The sequence below is a fragment of the Edaphobacter sp. HDX4 genome, from assembly GCF_036877565.1.
Classification (GTDB): Bacteria; Acidobacteriota; Terriglobia; order Terriglobales; family Acidobacteriaceae; genus Edaphobacter.
Map to the genome: position 1 here is coordinate 1 of NZ_JAEDXW010000010.1, position 18,934 is coordinate 18,934.

The following is an 18,934-nucleotide window of genomic DNA, read 5'->3' on the forward strand; positions in this document are numbered from 1 at the left end:
GGCCGCTTCGCGGGTGATTGTTTCGGTCCCCTTCGACTGCGCTCAGGGCAGGCTCTGAAGCGGTGCCCTTAACGAGGCGGGTTGAAATCTTGTCGATGTGGCGAGATCCGGTTTTTCCGGCGCCATCCTGAGCGGAGCGCGTCGGCGCGCAGTAGAGGATTTGTGTTCGGGAATTTGACGCGGGAATGAAGAGACCGCAGATCCTTCGACTGCGCTTCTCGCGATGGATCTGCGAGAAGCTTCGCTCAGGATGACACGTATGTAGAGGACGTGGACGCGCATCCCTTCGCTAGAAACTCGATCCCTGTATCGGGGTCGTCACAATGCTCCCGGATGAGAAGGGTTCGAGCTTCGCTCGAATGCCCACTCATCCGATGAAGCCGCATGAATGGGGCACCCGGCCTTCGGCAGAGCGGTAGCCGCTTCGCGGTTGATTGATTCCGCACGGTTGAAGCTGTCCTTATCGACTGCGGTTGCAGCGGTGGTTAGAGAGGATGACGGGGCAGCCCCGCCTCGAGGAGAAAGATGGTGAGGCGCGGGACTCTACGACAGATAGGATCGAAGTTCGTTGGGATGGTAGCAGTGGGCCAGCGCCGAATCTTTTGAAATACGTCGGGAGTAAACGAGTTCTGCCAGTGACTGGTCCATGGTCATCATGCCTTCCGCCTTGCCTGTTGAGATTTGAGAGCGGATCAAGTGATCTTGTCCATGCCGGATGAGATTTCGAACTGCAAGGTTGGCAACCATGATCTCTACTGCTGGATACACACCTACATGGTCCATTGCGGGAACAAGTTGCTGAGCGATGACCGCAAGAAGCGCCAACGATAGCTGCTGCCGAATCTGCGACTGACTATTGGGCGGAAAGCTATCCACAATTCTCGACATCGTCTGAGCCGCTGCATTTGTATGCAGCGAAGAGAGGACAAGGTGGCCGGTCTCTGCTGCGGTAAGTGCAGCAGCCATCGTCTCAGAGTCGCGCATTTCGCCGATTAAAATGACGTTCGGATTCTGGCGAAGAACCGCTCGAACGGCTTGCGCAAAGCTCGGGGTGTCGTGACCAATCTCAATTTGCTCCACGATGGATTTGCGGTTTGTATGCTGATACTCAACCGGGTCCTCAATGGTGATGATGTGATCTCGCCTTCGCGTGTTGATGAGGTCAACGAAGGCAGCCATGGTTGATGTCTTGCCACATCCGGTTGGACCGGTAAGTAAGACAAGTCCCTGCCTACGTTCCATCAGCCGAGCAAGCACTGGAGGCAAATGAAGAGATTCCATGGTGGGGACCTGGGCTGGCAAAAGTCGAATGCTGGCAGCGAGTGTGCCCCGCTGATAGTGGAGGTTGGCGCGGAACCTGCCGACTGAGTCTTGAGCAAAACAGAAATCGAGAGATCTGTTGCGTTCCAACTCCTTTGATTTTTCGGCATCCAAAAGGGGCAGGAGCATCTTGCGGAGCTCCTCACTGGATAATACTTTGCCAATACCTGAGTTCAACGTGCCGTTGATTCTCAACGTCGCAGGGGAGCCTGCCACCATGAGGATGTCCGAGGCGCCTTGTTCGACAGCTAAGACCAGGAGAGTGTTCAGTGCAGCATTTCGCTCTGCTTTCGGGACCGATGCAGAGGCATTCAGCTCGTAGACGAGCTCCGATAATTCATTCTCAAAAGTAGCCATTAACTCGTCCTCGTTCGATACGGAGGCATCATCGCCCAGCTTTCAACATGTGTTTAGAGCGAAGCACATGCAGCGAGGATAGCAAGTTGGCGAATTTGGCGAACGCATGACCTGCGGGAATGGGGTGGAAGCTACGTTGTTGATTGCCTTCTTGTAGCAAGAATTTCTTGAAGAACTATCTCGTGAGTGTCCCGGCAGGGTTGAAACCGTGCCCTTAGGCACTGCGGTCGAGCTTCGCTCGAATGCCCACTCATGCGATGAAGCCGCATGAATGGGGCACCCGGCTGCCGCTGTACCCTTACGGACTGCGGTTCGCAGCTTCTCTCGGAAGGGTCACTGATGCGGTTAAACAGGATGAGTGCGGCGCCCCGGCAGTAGGCTACAGATATTTCTTCGTATAGGAACCTTCTTCGGTCAGGCGCATTTCCTTGAGCCATTGTCTATTGAAGCCTTGATCACGAGGAAAGCGAAGTTCAATGTCTAACAGAACTGCTTCGATTTCACCAGCCAACTCTGGTATCTCCTTCGCCTGTCGGTTGAGCAGACATATGGATAACCGAAAGAATGCTGATAATGCGGTGAGAATCCGATCTTCGTTCTCGAGTAACGCTACCCTGGCTACGAAATAGTTGTAAGGATCGTCGCCGTGAGCTCCAGCTTGATCACGGTAAGCCTTCATCACGCGCTCTCCTGGAGTAATACTTCGATCCCAAACTCTATCTATAGCTTTTGCATGCTTGGAGAACAATGACTTCCATATCTGACGTGTATTTGTACTTTTCGATTTGTCATTGAGAGCCATGAATGTTGTAACGGTTGTACTCAGAAGAGTTTCTTTGAATCTAGCTACGCTATGGTTCAGTTCATTAGCAGGGCAAACTCCAGAATCTGTGAGGTGAAGGCTTAGTAATGCGAGATGGATGACTTCAATCATTTTGAGATGAAACACGACGTATTGTCTTCCAGCCTTAGCTCGTTCTTCAGTCATTTTGTACTCGCTGATATCAATAAATAGGTCTAAGCTACAAAACCGTTCCCCTGCTTCATCTACAAGGTCATTTCGGAACACAAACGCCTCCCTTGCGGGAGCGTTTTGTTTTGCTGATCGTTCTGATCAGATGGATTGATTCAGCACGCGGTTGAGGCGCTGGACGAACGTTGCAGGATCCTTCAGGGGCACGCCTTCGAGCAGCAGGGCCTGGTCGAAGAGGAGCCATGCGGCGTCTTCGGTTTTGGCGTTGGTGGGGTCGGCGAGCAGCTTGCGGATGATCTCGTGATCGGGGTTGATCTCGAGCGTGGGGCTGGGCTCGGGCATCTCCTTCTGGCCCATGGCTCGCATCATCTGGCGCATGCGTGCGGAGGGCTCATCCTCGTCGGAGACGATAACGGACGGGCTGTCGGCGAGGCGCGTGGAGACGCGGACCTCTTTGACGGCGTCTCCGAGGGTGGCCTTCAGCTTTTCGAGCAGCGGCTTCAGTTCTTCTGCCTTGGCGGGCTCGTTCTCGTCTTTGAGGTCTTCGCTGGCGGCACCTTTATTGACGGCCTTGAGGTCGATCTCGCCGTACTTGTCGACGGTGGAGAAGACGATCTCGTCGATGTCGTCGTCGAGGATGAGGACTTCGATGCCCTTCTTCTTGTAGATCTCAAGCAGAGGCGAGTTGCGCAGGATGCTCTCGTTGCCGCCGGTGATGTAGTAGAGCGCCTTCTGCTCGGGCTGCATGCGAGATTTGGCCTCGGCGAGAGAGGTGAGGCCTTCCACCTTCGTCGACTTGAAGCGGATGAGGTCAAGCAGGGTCTCGCGATTGGCGAAGTCGCCGTAGAGACCTTCCTTGAGCGGGCGGTTGTATTCGGCGATGAACGTTGCGTACTTCTCAGGATCGTTCTCGGCGAGGTTCTTCAGCTCGGAGAGGATCTTCTTAACGCTCGCGGTCTTGATGCTGGTGAGGACCTTGTTCTGCTGCAGGATCTCGCGTGAGACGTTGAGCGGAAGGTCTTCGGAGTCGATGACGCCGCGCACGAAGCGCAGGTAGGGCGGCAACAGATCCTTGGAGTCGTCCATGATGAAGACGCGCTTGACGTAGAGCTTGACGCCCGTCTTGTAGTCGGCCTGGTAGAGGTCCATAGGGGCCTTGGCCGGAATGTAGAAGAGGGTGGTGTACTCGAGCGTGCCCTCGGCTCGGGTGTGGAACCAGAGGAGCGGGTCTTCGAAGTCGCCGGTGAGGGACTTGTAGAACTCCTTGTAGTCCTCGTCGGTGAGCTCAGATTTGGAGCGGCGCCACATGGCGGAGGCGCTGTTGACCTGCTCGGTGGTGCGGGTCTTGATGGACTCTTTCTTCTCGGCGTTCCACTCGCTCTTGTCGTAGGTGAGAAAGATGGGGAAGGCGATGTGGTTGGAGTACTTCCTGACGATCTCCTGCAGGCGCCAGCTGTTGGCGTACTGCGCGCCCTCGTCGTTGAAGTGGATGATGACGCTGGTTCCTGCGATGGTGCGAGCCTCGGGGCCTGTGACCTCTTCGATCTCGAAGCCGGTCTTGCCGTCGGAGGTCCACTTCCAGGTCTTGTCTTCGGCGGCCTTGCGGCTGATGACCTGGACCTTGTCGGCGACCATGAAGACGGAGTAAAAGCCGACACCGAACTGGCCGATGAGGTTGGAGTCCTTCTTCTGATCGCCGGAGAGATGAGAGAGGAAGTTTTTGGTTCCGGAGCGGGCGATGGTTCCGAGGTGCGAGACGAGGTCTTCCTCGTTCATGCCGATTCCGGTGTCGGAGATGGTGAGGGTCTTCGCCTCCTCGTTGAGCTCGAGGTCGATGCGCGGCGGTGCGATCTGCTCACTGGCGAAGAGAGCCTTGTAGGTCTCGTCGGTCAGGGTGAGGTGGCGCAGCTTGTCGAGAGCGTCGGAGGAGTTGGAGATCAGCTCGCGGAGGAAGATCTCCGGGTGGGAGTAGAGCGAATGGACGATGAGGTGGAGGAGCTGGCTTACTTCAGTTTGAAATTCACGCTTAGACATGGCGTATCTATTATCTACAAGAAGAAATAGAGATGCCAGACGCCTCCCAGGGGGTGAATCTCCCGCTACAGCGCGGCGACGGTGAGCTCGGTGTCGGCGTGCGACCAGGCTTTCCTGAAATCTGCCTCCGCCTGCGCGGCGTCCGTGGATTTCTTCTGCGCCAACAGGCTCTGCCACAGGCCGTAGAGCGACCGCGGGTTGCCGGGATTGAGCTGCAGATCATGGCGGAAGACGCGCTCCGCTTCCGCGGGCTGGTTGCTGCGGAGGAGGGCTCCGCCAAGGGATTCGCGCACGGGATAGTACCAGTCCGATGGCTCGTTATAGGTGAAGGTGTCGTTGAGAGCGACGGCCCTGCGCCACATGGAGATTGCCTCAGGATATTTTCCCTGGGCTTCGAGGATGCGCGCGTCGAGGACCTCGAGAGCAATCTGGAGCGCGGATTTAGCTGGATTCAGGAAGTCGGGGATCGCGTTGGGGGGTAGAGTATCGACCGTGTAGGCGAGGGCAGCCCGTTCCTCCCGCGCCTGCGGAAGGAGGTTCTGCGCCGTGTAGGCGGAGGCGCGAGCGTAGTGCCAGAAGGCAGTAAGGATCTTGAGATTGGCAGGGGGCATGGGGGAGGAAAGGATGGTCTCCCACTGCTGGAATCGAACCAGCATCCAGGGCTGGGTGGGGGTGTACCACTCCACCTGCGGATTGTCCTTGATCTCGGGAATGACGTGGTCCACGAGTTCTTTGGCGGCCTGTTGCGTGCAGGCGTTGTTGCCTTCCATGGAGCAGGAGGAGGCGAGGAAGTGCATGTTGTGGGTGTAGTACATGCTGTCGTACATGTTGACGACGCCGTTTAGATTCTGCGCCTTGAAGTAGGCGCGATCCGCGGCGACGGCACGTTTGTTGGCCAGCTCGGAACCGTTGTAGTTGCCGGTGCGCTGAAACGTATGCGCGGGCATGTGGACGAGATGGCCAGCGTTCGGAGTAGCAGTTTCGAAGAACTTCGCGGAGGCGAGAGCGAGCTCAGGGTGCGGCGAGGCTTCGGTTGCGTGGATGAGAAGGTGATTGGCTCCGACGTGGCGTGGCTGCCTGGCGAGCACAGTCTGCAGGGTGGTGATGATCTCCTCGGTGTGCGGACCGGGCTGGCCGGAGGGCGACCAGAGCTTCCAGGGATTGAGATCCATCAGCGATTCGGCATAGAGCGCGGCGGCGTCCAGGTCGTCCGGGTAGTTGTCGGTGAGGGACTTCATGGCCGAGGCGTAGGCATTCCCCTGCACGGTGATCTCGTCACCATCGCCGGCATAGCGGACGGAGAGCGCTGCGATGTAGTCGCGTTCCGGCTGCGACTGGGCGAGAGACCGCGCCTTGCCGAGCGCGTTGATGGCCTGCTGGGCTCTAGCGTGGCCGATATCGATGTCGTTGTAGTTGGGACCGACGGCGAGGGCAAGTCCCCAGAGGGGCATGGCTGCCGATGGGTCGAGCTCAGATGCCTTCTGGAAGGAGCGCCGAGCCTCATCATGATTGAAGGCCCAGATATAGTCGAGCCCCTGATTGAAGTACTTCTGCGCCTCTGGACTCGTGCTCTGGATGGGATGATTGGAGTTTCCGATTCCGCTGACGAGGGTGACGGGACGGGTGTCGGCCGCGCTATGGTTGTTCGCCATCGGCATCTGCGCAATGAGGGGAGCGGAGAAGAGAACGGCAGTGGCGAGAAATTTCATACGGCCTCAGGCTCGGGATTGAAATGCGGATTTCAGAAGCTAAGAGTAGTTTGCCAGGGCATTTTCTACAAAGAGAGGAATCGGCGACGCGGCGATTCACATGGAAAGGAGCTTTGAGCATCAGGCGATTTTCATGGACATGCGTACACGACTTGTGTTTCAGTTGGCGGAGACCGAGATGCTGTTACGACGTCTGGACGCGTTGACGAATGCACCGTCCCGGAACGAGGCACGGCTGGCGATTCCCCCCCCGGTAAATTCAGGCCAGGCAAGATTTGTCTTCTGAACAAAAGTACAAGGCCCCCGAACTCTACGGAGAGTGAGCCGATGCCCGCACGCCTTGTTCAAGTCACCATTCTCAACAATTCTGATTATCCCATCGTCTGGCAAGATGATGGACGCATCCATGGATTCTGGCAGGAGCCATGGTATCCATCGAATCTAAAGAATCTGAAGCGAGGAGAGCAGGGAACGTTTCGCCTGGAGTCCGGAGGAATTGCAACCGGCGTGGAGGGCTGGGCACTGTTCAAGATCGATGTTCCGTTCGCGTCAAATGTTGGCGTGAGGACAGAGTTCTTCCGGCTTGACTTCGATCGCGCTTACATCGAATTCACGGCGTTCAAGGGAGGCGTCGACTATACCCTCAAGGATCCTCGCACGGGTGATGCGCAGCATACCGGCCCGCAGCTGGCAACGGTTCTGGACAGGGGATCGGGTGACATTGCGAACATCGACAGCAGCCCCTTCGAATTTGTAGCGGGCTTGCCTCTCGGCGTGCCCAGTGGACTGTTTCTGCTGCCCAATGAGTCCATCGCAAAACACGTCGCGTGGTTTGTGGAGGTGAGGAACACGGATGCGATTTCGACCCTGCCTCTTGTGGTCGCGAAGAACGATAGCATCCTCTACGCGGTGACGCCTCGTGTGGAGGCGAGCAGGTCATTCGAAACACTGCCGAGTTCGGCGCTGGATCACCCTGCGCACGGACACGTAACACCCGCGTCGGGTGGCGATCTGATGTGGGCCCGCCATGAGGGACGACAGGACGGAACCTTCAAATGGGAAGGTCCGGAGAAGGTCGGAGCGCGGTGGGACGGACTGGCCAAGGTGTTTTCCGCTGGGGGCGGCATCCTGTACGGCGTTACTACCCGGGTCGAGCCTGTGTATTCCAACGAATACCTGCGGGTCGGTGAAGCCGGCGGACATATAGGTGGAAATATCGTCACTCCGGGATCGGGTGGCGACCTGATGTGGTTCCGCCACGTTGGGCGTGAGGATGGTACGTTCCGCTGGCAGGGGCCGAAGCACGTCGGCAGACGATGGGACGGCTTCAAGCATCTGTTCGCCGATAGCGAAGGCGCCATCTACGGAATCGAGGAGAACGGCGATCTTATGTGGTTCCATCACGTTGGCCGCGAGGACGGAAGCTTCGTCTGGGAAGGGCCACGGAAGGTGGGAACGGGATGGGGAGAGCTTACAAAGGTCTTCTCCGGTGGAGACGGAATCATCTATGCAGTGACACCCAGAGTGCACGAAGAGCGGCACAGGACAGGCGGAACCATCACGGCTACGGGCGGCGAGCTCGTATGGTATCGCCATCTCGGTTCACCGGGATGGCAGCTTCCGCTGGGAGGGTCCGAGGACGGTTGGCAGTAGATGGGACGGTCTGAAAGAGGTCTTTTGTGACGAGCAGGGGATTCTGTACGGCATCACTCCAGTTGTGGAGGCCTCTTATGGTTCCGAAACGTTGGTTCTCGCTACAGCTGGCGGTCACGTGGGAGGAAACTTCACTCCAGCTTCCGGCGGAGACCTGATGTGGTACCGGCACCTCGGCTGGCAGGATGGAAGTTTTCATTGGGCCGAGTCAAAGAAGGTTGGCACCGGCTGGGGATCGCTTGCGACGGTCTTCTCCGGAGGAGTGGTGTGACCCGCAGTAGTTCGCGCCGTCTGGCGAAGCCAGAAGGGCGGAACGTGCGCTTGTCGAAGGGCGCGCAACAATTCTCGTTAGCAGACGGCGTCAAGGGCGCCGGGAAAGAAGCAGGACGATGCCTCCACCTGATCTGCAAAAACAATTCAAGACAGTCCTGACCGATCCCGAAGGACTTCATAAACCAACGCTGCCAACAACTGCCATCGTGAGAGCCGACGCTATAGGCAGTCGAGGGAACTGGACAGCAGTTTACGGCCATAGTGAAGGCTCAACCGCGATCTACGGGGAGAGCCCTGTCTACGCGGGATTCTTCAGCGGAGATGTCTATGTCAGCGACGACCTGACTGTAGGTCCTGATTCAAAGTCGGTCAACGAAGCCATAAAAGCGATTGGTCAGCTTCAAGCAACCATCAACGGACTGGTTCGAACCATCGGCGATCTCGAGCAAAAGGTAGGTTCTGAAAATTCCTCGGGACAGACCAGCTTCGGTGTACCGGTGCGAAGCCCGGTCGTGAGGCCAACCATCGTCATGACGGACTTCAATCCGCTCGCGACTGGCAACCTTATCTTTCGCCTAACCGGGAATGGATTCAAGCGGGGCAGCAAGGTCATGGTCCGGGTCTTCGATGTTTCTACTCATACCCAGCTGACGCTAGCGAACGAGGGGATCATAAGCACATTCTCTCAGGCCGAGTTCTTCTCTCAGCCTGACGGCTCGTTGAATGCAAGCGATCAGTTTCAGGCTGCACATGGCGATGAGCTGAACTTTGCTGCGACCGATGGCACCATCGATCCGAATGATACTTCTGGTATGTTGTGGAGCAACTCGATCTCAGTAAAGGTTGAGTGAGAGAGATGTGAAGGGCCCATCCTTCTGATGAAAGGATGGGCCCGATGATTCGCCACGCAAGGCGACGGGCAGGCTATGCGACGGTCTGCTGGTCGAGCAGGCCATCGGCCATGGCAAGTGCGCTGTCGAGTGCGGCGACTGCCTTGTCGATGTCGGGCTTTTCGACGATGAGCGGCGGGGCGAGGACGAAGTGGCTCATCCAGGCCTGCATGACGATGCCTTCGGCCAGCATCTTCGCGGCGATCTGCTCGACGACGATGGGTTTGCCGTCGAGCTTCTCCTGCCAGCTGTTGAAGGGCGTCTTGAGCTTCTGATCCTTGACGAGCTCGACGGCCCAGAAGAGGCCGATGCCACGAACGTCACCGATGGAGGGATGCTTCGGTTTGAGCGCGTAGAGCTTCTCTCCGAGATAGGCTCCCATCTCGTTGGCCCGGTCGACCAGGTTGAGCCGACGCATCTCGTTGATGGTGGCAACGGCCGGACCGAGCGTCATGGGGTGCGCCTCGTAGGTGTGGCCGTGGGCGAAGTAGTTGTCATCGAAGAAGTCGGCGATCTTCTGCGTGGTCGCACACAGGCCTAGGGGAACATACGCCGAGGTGATGCCCTTCGCCGTGGTGAGGATGTCGGGCTTGACGCCCCAGTTGTCTACCGCGAACCATTTGCCGGTGCGTCCCCATCCGGCCATGACCTCGTCGGCGATGAGCAGAACGCCGTGGCGATCGCAGAGTGCTCGCAGCTTGTTGAAGTAGCCGGGTGGCGGAATGAGGACTCCATTGGTCCCGACGACGGGCTCCACAAGAACGGCCGCGACGTCGCCCTCGTTAGCGATCATGTACTCGAGGTAGTCCGCGCAGGCGATTCCGCACTCGGGGTAAGTATGTTTGAGCGGGCACTTGTAGCAGTTGACCTCAGGCGAGAAGAGGATGCCCTGTCCTTTCCCGCTAGGCTCGATGGGCCAGCGACGAGGATCGCCCGTGGCCGCGATCGACATGGAGGTAGAGCCGTGATAGCTGCGATAGCGGGAGATGATCTTGGTCTTGCCGGTGTACATGCGCGCGATCTTGAAGGCGGCCTCGTTGGCATCGGTCCCGGAGGTGGTGAAGAAGAACTTGGTGAGGCCTTCAGGAAGAACTTCGAGCAGAAGCTTTGAAAGCTCAGCGCGCGCGGTGGTGGCGTAGAAGGGAGCGGCATAGGCGAGGGTTTCGGCCTGCTGCTTGATCGACTCGATCACCGCCTTGTTGTTATGGCCGAGGTTGGAGCACATCAGCTGCGACGAGAAGTCGAGGAACTGCCTGCCATTGCCGTCGGTGAAGTAGCAGCCGTCGGCAGAGACGAGATGATTAGGATTCCAGAACTTCTGTTTGCGCCAGGTTCCGTAGTTATGGTCCTTGGTGAGCTGGATGACTTCCTGCGAGGTGAGCTGTTCTGACATAAGGCTCCGTGCTGAGGAGATGAGGTGCTTCTGAAGGCAGTTAGGGAAGGCTGATGACCACTGCTTAGTTGCGGCGGGCGTGGGAACGGCTGTTGGAGATGGTTCCGTCGAGTGAGCTGTTGGCGTCGAAGACAGCTTCGCCAAAACGGATCGCGCTCATCAGCAGATCTGCGCTGCGATCGATGGCCATGCGGATATGTTCGCTGGCTCGACAGCGCGCCTCGTCTGCATTGCGGTCGCAGATTGCATCGACGATGCGGATGTGCTCGGCCACCAGGGCGGGACCGTAGGACTCAAACGGAAGGCCAAGATAGAAGAAGCGCATCAGCCGGACGTGGATGTTGCTGACGACCTCACAGAGGCGCTTGTTGCGTGTGGACTGCGCGATCAGGGTGTGGAGCTGGTAGTTGGTCTGGATAAACTCGCGGTAGCTGGAGCGATCGCCCACACGATATTCGTAGGTTGCGAGATTCCTCATCTCTTCCAGTTCTTCGTTCTTCGCCCGTTCTGCGGCAAGGGCGGCGGCCTGGGGCTCGAAGATCATCTGCATCTCTTGAAGGTCATGAAACTCGGCGACCGACAGAGGTGCGATCATATAGCCACGAAACGGGATGATGCGGATGAGTCCTTCATGCTCGAGGCGGCGACATGCCTCGCGGACGGGTGTGCGGCTGGTGGTGTAGAGGCGGCCGAATTCAGCTTCGGAGAAGGCCCGTCCAGGGGTTAGCTCACACTCGACGATGTCCTGACGAAGCTTACGGTAGAGAGGTTCAACGATGCTTTCCATTCCGACTCCACAGAGAAAGCTGACCGGGTGGCTTTGCCAGCTCAGTAAGGATAAATGGGGGTGCAGACAACTGGGCGGTATCGAAATTTTCGAAATCAGTATACAGCCCGTTGACAGGATGGAGGACTCCGTATATTGTTCCTCCAACTCCGTCGTACAAGCACCATGCTGTTCACGCGCCCGGTTCCCGGGTGCACGAGCTACACCTCTCTGTATCTGTGTCATGACGTGGAGGTTGTTTATGCGTGAGGCATTTGCGGTTAGCTCTCTAAGATCTACGCCCGCGGCGATGGGCCGTCTTCTCTCGATTCTGTTCACGGTTCTGTTCCTGAGTGTCGCGCATCCGGCGTTCGGACAGGCGACAGGTCAGGTGACCGGTGTGGTCTCGGATCCCGCGGGACAGGTCGTGCCGGGCGTCAGGATCGAATTGACCAATGTGGCCACGGCGGAGTCGCGCACGACGAAGACAGGTTCCGATGGAACCTACGTCTTTCCGCTGGTCAACCCGGGAGTCTACCGGGTCAGGGCCACTGCGACGGGCTTCAAGACGATGATTGTGGAGAGGGTTGAGGTGCAGGTCAACGGAACCTCCCGCGTCGATGTGCATCTTCCGATCGGCGGCGTTGTGGAAGAGGTGACTGTGACGGGTGCATCGCCCCTCGTGGAGACGGGAAATGCGACGCTCGGCACGGTCGTCGATCACCAGGCCGTGGTCGATCTGCCGCTCAATGGGAGAAACTTCGCGCAGTTGGGGACGCTGATTCCCGGCGTCATTGCGGCCCCGGCTGCGCTGGGTGGTGCAAATGGAAACGCAACGCCTGGTGGATTCGGTAACTCGACCGGAAGCTTCAACGTGAATGGAATGCGCAACCAGTCCAACAGCTTTCTGCTGGATGGCGCGCCGAACAACGATTCCTTCAACAGCGGCTTTGTGATGCGGCCTCCGCCAGATGCGATTGAAGAGTTCAAGATCATGACACACTCCTACGACGCGCAGTACGGACGGAGTGCGGGCGCGATCGTCAATGTGGTGACTCGCTCGGGAACCAACACCTGGCACGGCAGCGTCTGGGAGTTCAATCGCGAAGCTGCACTGGCCGCGAAGAACTTCTTCTCAAAGACGAAACCCAACTACCAGCAGAACCAGTTTGGAGGAGCGGCGGGCGGAAAGATCATCCGCGATCGCCTGTTCGTCTTTGGCTTCTACGAGGGCTTTCGCCTGAAGGACGCGACCAGCAATGTGCTGAATCAGCCGGTGCTTAGCCAAGCGATGCGGGGTGGCGACTTTTCCGAGCTTTCCACGAAGATCATCGACCCGACGACGGGACGGCAGTTTGCTTACCAGGGACGGCCGAACGTGATCGATCCGGCGAGGATCAGTGCAGTAAGCGGGTATCTACTGAATACCTACATCCCTCTTCCGAACGCTCCCGGAAACTTCTACACGGCTTCGCCACCCAACATCGACAACCGCGACATGTGGGGAGTCCGAGCGGACTTCAAGCTGTCGAGCCATGCCCTGCTGGGTCGATATATGCGATCGCACCAGAACCTCTTCGGGCCGATTACGCCGTCGAACTTTGCTCCCGCTGGAAATCGTCAGATCATGACCCTGCAGGATGCTATGGGTTCGGACACCTGGGTGATCAACTCCCAGATGATCAACGTTGCCCGCTATGCGCGGCAATGGATCGGCGGTACCCCAAACGCGACCAGCGGTCTCGATCTGAAGACGGCAGGATACGCATTCAATTCGAGCAACCCGCAAGCCGCCGGTCTGCCGAATGTGGTGATCACAAGCTACTTTTCGCAGGGCGATGCACAGCAGCCGTTCGCCTCCCGCAGCAACAGTGTCGATACCATCTCGGATGACTTCACGTGGACGCGAGGCAGGCATACGCTGCAGTTCGGAGGCGAGGTTCGTCGCGATGGAATCGGCCTGCTCTATATCAATCGTCCCAACGGCGCCTTCACCTTCAATGCCAACTTTACGGGATACGCGCTGGCAGACTTCCTGCTTGGATACCCATACATGTTCCAGCAGGGATCGGGTGATCCGGCGATGAATGGCAAATCGTGGACCTACTCTGGCTACGCACAGGATCAGTTCCGCATCAGTCCCAAGCTGACGGTTGTGGTGGGCGGCCGTTACGAGGTCAATCAGCCCTATACGGAGGCCAAAGGACATCTGGCCGCGCTGCATCCCGGTCAGCAGTCGACGGTGCAGCCGAACGCTCCGCTGGGACTGGTGTATCCCGGTGATACGACCACGCCCGACGCAACTTACTATGCCGACACCAACAACATCTCTCCCAGGTTGGCGGCTATTTATGATCCGGCGGGCGATGGCAAGACGGTATTTCGTGCGGCATATGGGATCTACTTCGACACCGTACCGGGTCAGGGCGACTTCTTCCAGAACGGTACACTGGCGCCCCCCTTCCAGCCCCTGCAGGAGATCGATTTCTACCAGCGAGCGGGCGCGACAGCCACGCCAAACTGGTTCTCAAACCCATACGCAGGTGTCTCGACCGGAGCGGTCGGATTTCCTCCTGGCCTGACCTTCATCGGATGGAGTCTTCCTCACTCGTATAAAGCTGCGAATATCCAACACTACAACCTCGGCATTGAACATCAGTTCACCCCGCAGATGGGCTTCGAGCTTGGATATGTCGGAACGAAAGGCAAGCAGCTGCCGATCTTTATCGAGGTCAATCCTACGAATGTGGTCCCGTCCAGCTCCGCAATCAACGCGTACGCAGCAGGAAGCCGCGCAGTCTTCCCGGCGTTCGGCCTAACCCGCCCGACGTTCTCTGCGGCAAAGAGCTGGTATGACTCGCTGCAGGCTCAATTCACTCTGCGGACCTGGCATCGAGCGACCGCGACGGCCGCTTACACCTGGAGCCGCTCGATCGACGACGTATCGGGATTGAACATCGGGAACGATTCACGCCCGATCCTGCCGGTGACGATCGGTGATGAAGGTTCGATCGATGCTGCCATGGCACGAGAGCGCGGCAATTCGCTGTTCGATACACGAAACCGATTTGTCCTTAGCTTTGCATACGAGTTGCCACGGCTGCTGGACAAGCCTGCGGCAGCGCGCCTTCTGATCGGAGGATGGCAGGTCAACGGCATCTTCCAGGTACAGTCGGGTAATCCATTCACAGTTGTGAATTCGGCGACGACGGCGCAGTCGCTGACCTTCCGGCCCAACATGACCTGCAATCCGAATAACTATGCGAACCGGAATGTCGGAACGACATCGACCTTCTTCAATACATCCTGCTTTTCGTTGCCGATGTTGGGAACGAGGGTCAACAATAGCCAGTCGGGCAATGAGCCCCGCGGAGTTGTTGTGGGTCCCGGCTTCAATACAACGGATGCTTCTATCTTCAAGATCTTCCGCGTAACCGAGACACAGCATGCGGACCTCCGGTTTGAGGTCTTCAATGTCTTCAACGAAGCGCACTTCGCTCAGCCGGGCCTGACCTTTGGAGCAACGACCTTCGGACGCATCACCTCCACGGTCGGAAACGACTCCCGGGTCATCCAACTGGCCTTCAAATACGGCTTTTAGGTCGGCCCGGTAAAGGAGCAAACGGTCTCGACCAGCGCAGTTCAACGGCTCCGGATAATGATCCTGGGCGCTCTTTCCTGAGGTATGGCATGGCAACATCCGAGATATCGGCAAAGGTGCAGGACTCAATCTGTAACGGCATCGACCGGATTCAGGATGAGATGATCTCATTTCTGCGGGACCTGGTTCGCGTGCCGACGATCAATCCGCCGGGCGAGTACTACCGCGAAGGAGCGGAGCTGATCGGCGACCAACTTAAGAAGTTTGGTTACGACACCAGCTACATCACGGCGGAAGGGCTCAAGGAGCACACCCCGGAACATCCGCGCGTGAATGTCTTTGGAAGAATGAAAGGGAGTACCACTCGACCGTCCCTGCACTTCAACGGTCACTTCGATGTCGTTCCGGTGGGAGCCGGCTGGACGCGCGATCCTTTCGCCGCGAGTATTGAAGACGGCAAGATGTACGGACGCGGAGTCTCCGATCAGAAGGCAGGCATTGCCGCCTCCATCTTTGCCGTCGAAGCCATACGGCGTGCAGGCCTGAAGCTGCGCGGAACCGTAGAGCAGAGTGGGACGGTGGATGAGGAGAGCGGGGGATTCGCCGGTGTCGCGTATCTGGCACGGCACGGTTGGCTCGGTAAAGAGAAGAACGATTACGTCATCATCACCGAACCTACCGACACCAATCACATCTACCTGGGGCATCGCGGCGTGTACTGGTTCAAGGTGACGACTCACGGGCGTATCGCGCACGGCAGCATGCCCTATCTCGGTGTAAGCGCGATCGATCACCTGACGGATTTCCTCCATGGCGTGACGCACGAACTGAAGCCCAGGCTCGAGACGCGAAAGACCGAAGTCCCGGTACAGCCGCCGAAGTCGCGCTATGCCAGCATCAATGTGAACTCGGTCTTCGGCGGACAGCCCGAGCATGGAACGCAGACGCCGTGCGTTGCAGATCGTTCCGGAGCAATCTTCGACCGCAGATTCCTGTCGGAAGAGTCGTTCGAGGAGGTACGTGGAGAGATTGCAGAGATGCTGGAAAGGTACAAGGCAGCCAATCCGGAGTTTCAATATACGCTCGAAGATCTGATGATTGTCCATCCCGTACAGACCGACCAGAGCTGCGACCTTGTCCAGACACTCACCGGATGCATTGAGCAGGTTGCGGGAACGCAGGCTGTCTACGCGGCGAGCCCTGGGACCTATGATCAGAAACATGTCGTGCGCATCGCGAACGTTGCGCAGTGCGTGGCATATGGCCCGGGCCTGTTGTCGCAGGCGCATCTTCCGGATGAGTACTGCCGCATCGACGACATTGTGGCCTCCGCCAAAGTGATGGCGCTGACTGCGGTACAGTTGCTAGGGTTGGAATAGGGCCGAACGAATGAATATCTATCTCATCGCATTGCTGCTGTATTCCATCTTCCTGATGGCGCTCGGCATCCTGATGAGCCGCAGGGTCAAGAACTCCGCGGATTTTCTCGTTGCGGGCCGCAGCATGGGAACCGGCCGCCTGTTTGCGACCTTCCTGGCGGCCAATATCGGTGCAGGCTCGACCGTGGGAGCGACGGGACTCGGGTACAGGATGGGAATGTCCGCGTGGTGGTGGGTTGGCTCCGCCTGCATCGGCACCTTTCTGCTCTCGCAGTTTCTCGGTCCGAAGCTGTGGGTGCTTGCAAAGGAGCACGGCCATGCAACACTGCAGGATTACCTGGAGTTTCGCTACAACAAAGCGGTCAAGGCCGTTATCGCGATCCTCTTCTGGTTCGGTGCGCTGGCCATCCTTGCAGGGCAGCTGATTGCGATCTCGTGGATCCTCAATACGGTTGCAGCGATTCCGAAGTGGGAGGGATGCCTGATCGGAGGCATCGTGGCCATCGTGTACTGTACGGCCGGCGGCATGATGTCCTCCTCCTTCGTCAACATGTTCGAGCTTGCCGTGACGATGTCCGGCCTGTTGTTGGCGGTTCCGTTCGCGCTGCATGCTCTGGGCGGTTGGTCTCATGTGCACGAACTCGTATTGGCGAATACAGGAAGCCAAGCCAAGACGGCGGCACTGTTCAGCATCACCGGAGCCGGACCGAAGCAGTTGCTCGCCTGGATTGCGATTCTTGTGCCGTCGTTCATGATCTCTCCCGGCCTGGTGCAGAAGGTCTATGGTGCCTGCGACGTGAAGACGGTGCGCGTGGGAGTTGGATTAAACTCCGCGGGCCAGGCCATCTTTGCATTCGTCCCGGCGGTCCTCGGGTTGTGCGCCTTTGCCGCGATGCCTCATCTCGCAAACCCTGAGCTTGCGCTTCCTGCCGCGATGAAGGCACTGCTGCCGGAGTGGCTGGGAGTCTGGACTCTCGCCTCCATCTTCTCCGCAGAGCTGAGCGCGACGGACGCCATCCTGTTTATGCTGTCTACCTCGCTCGCGGTGGATCTTTATAAGACTTTCCTGAATCCCCAGGTTTCGCAGCAGAAGATGTTGTGGGTAAGCCGGCTGGCCTCGATAAGCGCAGGTATCGTGGGCATCCTGCTGGCTGCGGTTCTGCCTTCCATCATTCAGGCAGTCTCAATCTTCTACGGACTCATCGCCGTGGCCCTCTTCGTTCCAGTGCTCGCGGGTCTCTATTCACGACGTGTGCTCGCGCGCGCGGCTCTGTGCAGCATCTTCGCTGCACTGGCGGCTACTTTGTTGACCGTGCGTCTCACCCACGGCTCAGGCGTCGGTCTTCTCTCGCCACAGGCCATTGGCATCGCAACCGCTGCTCTGGTGATGATCGGGTTCCGTGTCCTCGCTCCCTCGATCGTGACCCAGAAGGCTTCTTCGGTTCAGGAAACCGTATTGTAGAAAGACAGCTGCGTTTCGGCTGGGAGAGGTTGTTAATGAAGCGTCGTGAGTTTGCTCGAAACCTGCTTGGACTCCCCTTGGCGGCGGTGCTGCCTGCAGAAGCCGCGTTCGCGGCGGCAAAAGAACCGCTGTCGCTCCCTGAGGGAGGCTCGCTGACCGATGTGCCGGGTCTGAAGGTTGGGCATCACACACTCAGCGAACGGCCGACGGGCTGCACGGTTGTGATCTGCGAAGAAGGAGCCACTGCCGGAGTCGACGTCCGCGGTTCAGCGCCGGGAACCCGGGAGACGGATCTGCTCTCGCCCATCAATACTGTCCAGCAGGTACAGGCGATTCTGCTCTCCGGCGGTAGCGCCTACGGGCTTGCGGCAGCTACTGGCGTCGTGCGCTGGCTCGAAGAGCATAATCTCGGCTACAAGATTGGCAAGGGTGTAGTGCCTATCGTTCCGGCCGCCATCCTGATGGACCTGGGCGTGGGCGACTTCAAGATCCGTCCCGGCGACGAGCATGGATACAAGGCCTGTGTCGCTGCCACTACAGGTCCCGTTGCGGAAGGAAACGTTGGCGCAGGAGCGGGAGCAACCATCGGGAAGATGTTCGGACCGAAGTTCTCCATGAAGTCGGGACTCGGCACGGCCAGCGTGAAGGTCGGTGACACAGGAATCGTTGTCGCCGCTCTTGTGGCGGTCAACGCAGTCGGCGATGTCATCAATCCGCAGTCAGGGAAGGTGGTTGCCGGCGCCCGCAGCGAAGATGGCAAAGGATATCGCGACTCCATGGATGCCATGTTGAAGGGCTATCGCGTCGTAGTGCAAAACGCCGCCAATACGACGATCGGGATTGTAGCGACCAATGCTCCCTTCAACAAGACGCAGATGACCAAGATCGCGCAGATGGCGCACGACGGTTATGCGCGTGCCATCAATCCAGTGCACACCATGGGCGACGGTGACACCATCTTTGCCATGTCGACGGGAACCACCAAGGTGAAGGCAGATGTATCCGCAGTCGGTGCAATAGCCGCGACCGTAATGTCTCGCGCTATTGTGCGGGCTGCAATGCAGGCAAGCAGTCTCCCGGACCTGGGCTTGCCTGCATACAAGGATTATGTCGGCAGATCGTAG

The 18,934-nt window shown here is 58.2% G+C and carries 13 protein-coding genes; 7 read left to right on the forward strand and 6 right to left on the reverse strand.

Features of this window, described 5'->3' with window-relative positions; all coding sequences use genetic code 11:
• Nucleotides 1-543 precede the first annotated feature (543 nt).
• From JAO29_RS11135 to JAO29_RS11150, 4 genes are all read right to left on the reverse strand, one after another.
• Nucleotides 544-1,677 (reverse strand): type IV pilus twitching motility protein PilT, encoded by a 1,134-nt coding sequence (locus JAO29_RS11135; RefSeq protein WP_334268291.1) that lies wholly within the window; start codon nt 1,675-1,677, stop codon nt 544-546.
• 379 nt (nt 1,678-2,056) lie between these two features.
• Entirely contained in the window at nt 2,057-2,746 is a 690-nt protein-coding gene (locus tag JAO29_RS11140; RefSeq protein WP_334268292.1) for a hypothetical protein, read from the reverse strand.
• A 45-nt stretch (nt 2,747-2,791) separates the two neighbouring features.
• Entirely contained in the window at nt 2,792-4,684 is a 1,893-nt protein-coding gene (gene htpG / locus JAO29_RS11145) for a molecular chaperone HtpG (protein WP_334268293.1), read from the reverse strand.
• Nucleotides 4,685-4,749: 65 nt separating this feature from the next.
• The gene (locus tag JAO29_RS11150; RefSeq protein WP_334268294.1) at nt 4,750-6,393 is read right to left on the reverse strand and encodes a tetratricopeptide repeat protein; all 1,644 of its coding nucleotides are present in this window, start codon (nt 6,391-6,393) and stop codon (nt 4,750-4,752) included.
• A 327-nt stretch (nt 6,394-6,720) separates the two neighbouring features.
• Between JAO29_RS11150 and JAO29_RS11155 the strand changes: the two genes are divergently transcribed.
• The 3 genes from JAO29_RS11155 (at nt 6,721) to JAO29_RS11165 (ending at nt 9,170) form a co-directional block, all read left to right on the forward strand.
• Entirely contained in the window at nt 6,721-8,046 is a 1,326-nt protein-coding gene (locus JAO29_RS11155; protein WP_334268295.1) for a tachylectin-related carbohydrate-binding protein, read from the forward strand.
• A 91-nt stretch (nt 8,047-8,137) separates the two neighbouring features.
• Nucleotides 8,138-8,317 (forward strand): hypothetical protein, encoded by a 180-nt coding sequence (locus tag JAO29_RS11160; protein ID WP_334268296.1) that lies wholly within the window; start codon nt 8,138-8,140, stop codon nt 8,315-8,317.
• A gap of 118 nt (nt 8,318-8,435) precedes the next feature.
• Nucleotides 8,436-9,170 (forward strand): hypothetical protein, encoded by a 735-nt coding sequence (locus JAO29_RS11165; protein WP_334268297.1) that lies wholly within the window; start codon nt 8,436-8,438, stop codon nt 9,168-9,170.
• 73 nt (nt 9,171-9,243) lie between these two features.
• Here JAO29_RS11165 and JAO29_RS11170 read toward each other — a convergent pair whose 3' ends face one another.
• Both JAO29_RS11170 and JAO29_RS11175 read right to left on the reverse strand, forming a co-directional pair.
• Nucleotides 9,244-10,602 carry an aminotransferase family protein gene (locus JAO29_RS11170; protein WP_334268298.1) on the reverse strand — a complete coding sequence of 453 codons (1,359 nt, stop codon included), beginning with the start codon at nt 10,600-10,602 and terminating at the stop codon, nt 9,244-9,246.
• 64 nt (nt 10,603-10,666) lie between these two features.
• Nucleotides 10,667-11,389 carry a GntR family transcriptional regulator gene (locus JAO29_RS11175; RefSeq protein WP_334268299.1) on the reverse strand — a complete coding sequence of 241 codons (723 nt, stop codon included), beginning with the start codon at nt 11,387-11,389 and terminating at the stop codon, nt 10,667-10,669.
• A 241-nt stretch (nt 11,390-11,630) separates the two neighbouring features.
• Between JAO29_RS11175 and JAO29_RS11180 the strand changes: the two genes are divergently transcribed.
• From JAO29_RS11180 to JAO29_RS11195, 4 genes are all read left to right on the forward strand, one after another.
• Nucleotides 11,631-14,969: a TonB-dependent receptor gene (locus JAO29_RS11180; protein ID WP_334268300.1), complete on the forward strand. Its 3,339-nt coding sequence runs from the start codon at nt 11,631-11,633 to the stop codon at nt 14,967-14,969.
• 89 nt (nt 14,970-15,058) lie between these two features.
• The gene (locus tag JAO29_RS11185) at nt 15,059-16,348 is read left to right on the forward strand and encodes an acetylornithine deacetylase/succinyl-diaminopimelate desuccinylase family protein (protein WP_334268301.1); all 1,290 of its coding nucleotides are present in this window, start codon (nt 15,059-15,061) and stop codon (nt 16,346-16,348) included.
• Nucleotides 16,349-16,358: 10 nt separating this feature from the next.
• Nucleotides 16,359-17,810 (forward strand): sodium:solute symporter family protein, encoded by a 1,452-nt coding sequence (locus JAO29_RS11190; RefSeq protein ID WP_334268302.1) that lies wholly within the window; start codon nt 16,359-16,361, stop codon nt 17,808-17,810.
• Nucleotides 17,811-17,845: 35 nt separating this feature from the next.
• Nucleotides 17,846-18,934 carry a P1 family peptidase gene (locus JAO29_RS11195; RefSeq protein ID WP_334268303.1) on the forward strand — a complete coding sequence of 363 codons (1,089 nt, stop codon included), beginning with the start codon at nt 17,846-17,848 and terminating at the stop codon, nt 18,932-18,934.

What these genes read in the sequence shown, in the direction of transcription:
- JAO29_RS11135 (WP_334268291.1), bottom strand. Translation starts at nt 1,677, where the DNA reads ATGGCTACTTTTGAGAATGAATTATCGGAGCTCGTCTACGAGCTGAAT.
- htpG (WP_334268293.1), bottom strand. Translation starts at nt 4,684, where the DNA reads ATGTCTAAGCGTGAATTTCAAACTGAAGTAAGCCAGCTCCTCCACCTC.
- JAO29_RS11150 (WP_334268294.1), bottom strand. Translation starts at nt 6,393, where the DNA reads ATGAAATTTCTCGCCACTGCCGTTCTCTTCTCCGCTCCCCTCATTGCG.
- JAO29_RS11155 (WP_334268295.1), top strand. Translation starts at nt 6,721, where the DNA reads ATGCCCGCACGCCTTGTTCAAGTCACCATTCTCAACAATTCTGATTAT.
- JAO29_RS11165 (WP_334268297.1), top strand. Translation starts at nt 8,436, where the DNA reads ATGCCTCCACCTGATCTGCAAAAACAATTCAAGACAGTCCTGACCGAT.
- JAO29_RS11170 (WP_334268298.1), bottom strand. Translation starts at nt 10,602, where the DNA reads ATGTCAGAACAGCTCACCTCGCAGGAAGTCATCCAGCTCACCAAGGAC.
- JAO29_RS11175 (WP_334268299.1), bottom strand. Translation starts at nt 11,389, where the DNA reads ATGGAAAGCATCGTTGAACCTCTCTACCGTAAGCTTCGTCAGGACATC.
- JAO29_RS11180 (WP_334268300.1), top strand. Translation starts at nt 11,631, where the DNA reads ATGCGTGAGGCATTTGCGGTTAGCTCTCTAAGATCTACGCCCGCGGCG.
- JAO29_RS11185 (WP_334268301.1), top strand. Translation starts at nt 15,059, where the DNA reads ATGGCAACATCCGAGATATCGGCAAAGGTGCAGGACTCAATCTGTAAC.
- JAO29_RS11190 (WP_334268302.1), top strand. Translation starts at nt 16,359, where the DNA reads ATGAATATCTATCTCATCGCATTGCTGCTGTATTCCATCTTCCTGATG.
- JAO29_RS11195 (WP_334268303.1), top strand. Translation starts at nt 17,846, where the DNA reads ATGAAGCGTCGTGAGTTTGCTCGAAACCTGCTTGGACTCCCCTTGGCG.